Annotated in this window: 3 protein-coding genes; all 3 read right to left on the bottom strand. The window is 43.5% G+C overall.

What is annotated here, in order from left to right; genetic code table 11:
* Window positions 1-4,411: hypothetical protein (locus Q0212_RS07470; RefSeq protein WP_297924120.1), on the bottom strand; the 4,411-nt coding region annotated here is incomplete at its 3' end.
* Window positions 4,412-4,424: 13 nt separating this feature from the next.
* Window positions 4,425-5,705, bottom strand: coding sequence for a hypothetical protein (locus tag Q0212_RS07475; protein WP_297924122.1), 1,281 nt, complete (start codon window positions 5,703-5,705; stop codon window positions 4,425-4,427).
* A gap of 10 nt (window positions 5,706-5,715) precedes the next feature.
* Window positions 5,716-6,398 (bottom strand): hypothetical protein (locus Q0212_RS07480; protein ID WP_297924124.1); only part of this gene is annotated, 683 nt, incomplete at its 5' end.

A 6,398-nucleotide genomic window follows, 5' to 3' on the forward strand; every position in this document is an offset into this window, starting at 1 on the left:
TTTTAACCCACTCACCATTCAAGTCTTTGATGTTTTTAACAACAGCATGGCCTTTATCGTTAATCTCAACCTGATAACGGTCGTCTTGCTTGGCGCGTTCAATTGCTTCGGGACGTTTGTAAACAATCTCCTCGCCATTCTTAACACGCTCAACAACTTTGTTGTGTGCCGCCTCAGTGATTGCTTGTGCAGTTTTGTCCATTGCCTGAGCAATTTGTTCAGCATCGGTTTTAGAATGTTCTTTTTCTGTTTTAGAATATTCTTTTTCTTTGTTTTCAAAAGACAAGCTCTCTGTGCTTTTGGCTTTTTTATACAAAAACTCTTCCACTGCATTAATTCTGCTTCTATCGTTAAATGCACCTTCAAGACCAATATAATTGCTTTCATCTAATGCTAGACCTAAAGATTTTGATATAAACCCTTTTAAATCGTCTTGGTTTTCTGCTCGTTTTTGTAAAATCTCGTTTGTTAAAAATGTGCTAAATTTGTGTAGTTCGCTTGGCTCATTCTCATATACATCTATTTCATCAATCTTTGTTAAAAAAGATTTTAAATCTTCTCTAAATTTTGACGCAATTAAACCATCTTCTTTGCTTCCAATAGTACGAATTTGCTCGGCATCGGTTTTAGGTGCGGTCTGTGGTGCGCTATTACCGCCCATAGGCGATACGGGTTTAGGCGCAACAGGCTCTACAGCTACACCGCCATTATCATTGTCGGGGTTTTTCTTACTAAACCCTTCTTTTTTGATTGCTGCTTGTGTTTTTTCTGCTGCATTTTTGCCAGTAAATGACTGAACCTCATCACCCCAGTTAATGTCATAGCCTTTTTCTGTTTTGGTAACGGTTGCCTTGACTGATTCAATCTTGTTGTGCTGATACTCGCCTTCAATGGATTGCGTAGGGGTATTATCAACGGCTTGCTGTCCTGCAGGTGATACAGCATCATCAAGTTGCCAATTTTTAACGCCTCTTGGTGTTATGCCATTTTTTGTTAGACGCTCTTTAATATGGTCTTTAATGGCCTGCTCATCACCACTAAGCAAAACGTCCTCATCTAAAGGCGCGGATGATGTTGTGGAGCTTACTACCTCTTTTCCTGTTTTTCTGTCTGTTACTATGTATGACTTGGTGTAAGAAACACTCCACGCGCCTCTTGTGGCAAATGTTGACTTATCAATTTTCCAATCACCAATAGTTTCAGGTAAAAACTTTTTTAACACTTCGGCCGATTGTCTGATTTTTTCATCTACTTCCTCATCGTCAGAATATTTACCAATAATAGAGTCTAATGTAGCAGGCTTAGAGGCTTTTTCTTGCGCCGCTAATACTTGCTGAGTCACATCTTCAATAGTTAAGTGAGGCAATGACTTCTGTATTTTCGTAGCAATTTCTTCTACCGTTTTTCCGTCTTTTAGTCCTCTGCTAATTCTATCTAAATGCACTCTTGGGATAGTGCCGCCGCTTGGTGATACAGGCGCATTAGGCTTAGGCGCATCAGCAATGACACCACCATCTTCGTTATCGTCGGGCTTTTTTTTAGGTTGTTCAACTTCAACAACAGGCGCAATCGCATAACCACCATCAACAGGCACAACAGCATGAGTGTCTTTCGATACAGTTGGCTCGTTTTTGCGTCTTGGCTTTTTGGTTGCTTTGTTTTCTAAGGCTTGTTGTGCTACTTGCTCCGTAGGGAATGGCTGTCCGTCTTGGCGTACAATATAAGCACTACCAATATAAGAGCCTATGCCTAAATCACTTTGTGTGTTTTCGGCATTGGATACATCAACCTTTAATCCACTTGGCACAGAAAAATCATTACTGCGTGGCTTTTTAGGTACATTGTTTTCTGTTGTTGGTATTACATTTCCTTGAGCATCAGCCACCATCACCGTATCAGGCGCGGGCAATGCTAATGTTTCTTTAGTTTTTGGCGTGGTACTAGCTTCATTCTTGGCTTTTACCCATGCTTGAGCCAATTCAATAGGGCTTTTAACACCATGCTTTTTGCCAATGACATTAAGGTCTGCCATTGTTGCATCAGGGTTAGTAGTGTGTAAGTCAGCCATGTCCTGATTAAAGGCGATCTTCTTCTGTTCGGCCTGTGTCTTAGCTTCGGACTCTTTTACTTTTAAGGCTTCGGCTTTTTGATTGGCTGTAACAGCATCTTGTGCCGCTTTGGTTTCTTTATCTACCGCTTTATAGGCGTTAGCAATGAGTGTATCGGCTTCTTTGGGGTCATAATCACGCAAGAAGCTGACCATCGAGTCATGGTCGTTGTTTCTTGCAAAGTCGGTAAGCGTGTTTTCAAGTTGTTGCTTTTCCGATAAAACCTCAGCTTGTTGTCTAGCTTCTTGGCGTTTTCTCGCTAGTTCTGCATTAGTCGATTCTTTTGTTTTTGTTGCGTTACTATCAATACGCTCACTGATTGCGTCAATAAGTGGCTTTAATGGAATGTTATGTTTTTTGGCAATATCAGAGGTCATAGCCTTTGGATTGCGAGTACCGTCTGCATTAAAAGCCTCATCGACTGCCATCTCAAATGGGGTTTTAGGCGTAGCTGTCGCAGGAGCAGGTTGTTTTGCTGCTTCTTTTTTCTGTTTCTTTGCTACTTTGTGCGCGTCATCAAGCAATGAATTAGCTTCTTCCTCGCTTAATCCTAAATCCGCTACGGCATTACTCAGTGCAACATCATCACCCACCATACCAGCTAAATTATTAACCACCGCATCACGCTGCGCCTTAATAATCTCATTTTGTTGTGCTTGCTGCTCTTGAGCCGCTTTAGCCTGCGCCGCATCAAGTTCTTGCTGTGCTTTGGCTGCATCTTCGGCAACCTTAGCACGAGCCGCTACACCTTCCATTGTTTTGGCTTTAATAACTTCTTGTTCTTCGGGTGTATAAAGCGCGTTAAATTTACCTGTTAATTGCTCTAGGTTATTTGTCGCAACCAATGCCTCATCGTAGGCTTTAGCATGAACCTCTTGTGCCTTAACATCTTCAGGGTTTAAATCAAGAATCTGTGTTGCTTTTTCTAAGTTAGCAATGGCCTGTTCATGGGCAATAAGTGCAGCATCATGTTTTTCAGGTAGGCCATTCTTTTCTAGCGCAAGTTTAGACGAATGGCGTAAGGTAGATATTGCACCACCACCACCCATAAGCAAACCAATCGCACCACCCTGTAAACCTTGTTGGATAATGCCATTACCATCACTACTACTCCAATCCTCGTCTGTAAGCTCACCTTTACGTCCTGCCGCTAAAGAACCCTCTGTTTTTGCAATGTAGCCTTCACCGCCTTCTTGTAAGGTCTCTTGGCCTGTCTCACGACCCATTTGTGTGGCTGCAATCTTGCCTGCCTGGCTTGCAATAGCCAATTTACCACCTGCGGCAACACGTCTTGCTAATTCATTGGACATACCTTGGTTGTTCATAGCGTTAGCAAACTTAGCCATTACGCCTGTGCCGCCTGCTGCCGCACCACGACTCATCAATGAGCCAACACCCATCGCTAATGGTTCTGTACCAACCGTCATCAAGCCTGTGACATTACCTGCATTTTCGGCCATCAGGTCTTTCATTAGATTAAGGTCGCCATTTGCTTCCTTAAACATACCTACTAAATAAGGGACTTCACCTGTGCCGCCTGCATCATCATAGGCTTTGGCTTCTGCCTTGACGTTTTCCCATAACTGCGCGTTACTTGTTTTGTTAATCTCATCCAGTGAGCTTTCTTTGCCTTGACCATAGCCTTGACTGTAGGCCAATGGTGCAGCCATGCCTGCCATTGTTGCGAGTTTTCCTGCTTTGCTAGTGATACCTGCTGCACCTGCTAATGCGCCACCTGTACCAAGTAATGCGGCTGTACCTGCAATTTGACCTAAGTTCTCGGCCAAGCCCATTGTTAAGCCTTCAGGACTCCAAAAGTCTTTCTTGGCTGTTTTTGTGCCTTCGCTGTAATTACTGCGAATATCATCGGTTATGTTGTATAAACCTTGTGCCGCTTGTCCTGATAAGGTTGTTTTGTCGTTGTCGCTCACATCGTTAATTGTTTGAGCAATATCACCACCCATGCGGGTTAAACTAGACAATGCGCCTAAGCCAATATCTTTAAATCGCTTGCCTACTTCTTTGATTGCGCCTGTTGTGACTGTGCCGTCCTTAACACGCTGCGCCATTTCTTCTTCTTCAGGTGATAAGCGGTTATCTTCGTTGGTAGTGTTTTGGCGTGAATATGCGTCAAATTTGTCTAAGGTTTCATATATTTTTTTGCTTGATAAGCCTGCTGCTTTCGCTTTAGCCTTAAAATGCTCTGCTAATTGTTGGCGACGCGCTTCGATTTGGTCATCACTGGCTTTAGCTGCGCCCAATGCCTGAATATCTCTGTCCCACGCTTGAAATAAGTTAGCCATTATTATTTAAGTCCTAATCTTGGTAGTTATTGGATACGAATACATTGTATTCAGGTGTTCGTATATCTGTTCCGAATGGAGCTTTTTTGCGCTTAAATCCATCAGGTATAGGGTCGCCAAACTTTCCTTGTATTTCCTGATAAGGGTTATTTATCTTTGTTTGCTTCTCAGAGCCGCGCATCCCTGAGATTTTTGTAAGCACCTGTACTTTTTTTACAGGTTTTGCAGGGATTGCAACTTCTGTATTTTCTTGAGCTTGAGCTTGAGCTGGCGGCCTAGTAGTCAAACCGCTAACAGGGCTGGCAGGTTGTGCTGCGCCTTGATTGCCTAATACCAATGGCGGCTTGCCAGACATATCTACCTTGTTAATTTCTTCTAAGCCCTTTACAGGAATATCTTTAAGTACGCCCTTGCCATTCATATCTATGTCTTTATTGGGCGATGCCAATGACTGTGCGGCAGGGTCACTAGCAACCCAGTCTTGATATGCCGACATCGTAGCTTTTCTTTTATTAACCGATGCCCATGTTAAAAATCTGTTTTGTAATTGGCGATTTATACGGCTTCCCATTTTTGGCAGTCCATTAGCATCTGTACCAATCTCATATTCTTCACCAAAAACAATCTTAAAATCTGCTGCGGATAATGGAGTTTCTTTTTCGGGTTTAACATTCAAGCGATTCTGACGGCCTGTTTCTTTAATTTCGTCTACTTTGTATTTATGCTGTAGAGCATATTCTTCCGCCTTTCTTTTTGCCTCACGATCTTCTTTTGCCAATTCGTCTTGTTGAGTACGCTTTCTTGTAAACTCGCCTTTAGGGTCAACTTTTGCAATATAACGACCAATAGCATCTTCGGGTTTAGCATCGTAAGCAGTGCCATCTTCATTAACCCACTTAAATGTGCCATCGGCATTTTTGGCAAGGCCGCCTGTTTTTGGGTCACGCGCCCATGCGCCTTTAACACCACTCCCCTGATGCACTTTCTCAAGCTCCATCAATTCACCTTCGGGAGTACCAGCACCTAAAATCCTGCCAAGATTCGCCTCAAAATCATCGTTTTTCTTTTGGATGCCCAATGCCCTTTTTCTGTCGATAGCTGCATTGGCTGCATTAGTCTGTGCGTTCTGTAAGTCAAAAGCACTAGCCGCCTGTTGAGTGGCAAAGCGTTCTTTGTCCATGCCAAACCTTTCAGCATCACGCGCATCCAATAACTCTTGGCGGTCATTTTGGCGTTTTAATGCCATGCCTTGAATCAAGCCTTGTGCTAAACCTTCGATACCTGCAATAGCCATGACTTACTCCTTAGTATTTAATTGCTGAGTAAAGATTGTTTAAAGCGGTTTGCTGTGGCGTTTGATACGCTGGCATACTTCCCTGTGCGTAACTTGGCGTTAAGTAGGCAGGAGGAGCGGTAGGTTCGACTGGCTCAACAGTCGGCTTCTTCAATCCGCCCAAATACTGACCTGCAATAACACCCGCCGCACCAAACAATGCACCTGCCTGTTGCGATTGTTGTGCTGATTGCTGATTCATCGTATTGGCCATAGCATTACTAGACTGGTTCATATCACCAAACGAGCCATTCATCTGTGCAATGCCTGTTTGATTAACCTGTGCGCGTCTGTTCCACGTTTGCTGCTCTGCGTTGCGTCTTTCTAGCTCACGATTAGAAGTAATATTCCCTGCCATTGCTAAGGCTTTAGAAATACCTGTTTGTCGCCCCATTGAGTCAGCACGTCCACTGTTAGGGTTAATGCCCAATCGTTGTTGCTGTCTGCGCTGTGCTTCTTCGGCATTGGTGAATTGTGTAGCCACATCGCCTGTTGCACGAGCCGTTACGCCACCTAAATCGGCAATCACGCCTTTTTTGGCTGCATCTACTTGGCCTTGCTCTAATTCACCATACATAGCCTTGTAATCGTTATAACGCTTCTTGTTAAATTCAAACTGTTCGCGCTGCAAAGCTAATGCTTCTTTGGCTGATT

This window comes from uncultured Agitococcus sp., from assembly GCF_937920075.1.
Taxonomy (GTDB): Bacteria; Pseudomonadota; Gammaproteobacteria; order Pseudomonadales; family Moraxellaceae; genus Agitococcus.

Bases quoted from the DNA above. Each gene is read 5' to 3' on its own strand.
- Q0212_RS07475 (WP_297924122.1), bottom strand. From the start codon at position 5,705: ATGGCTATTGCAGGTATCGAAGGTTTAGCACAAGGCTTGATTCAAGGC.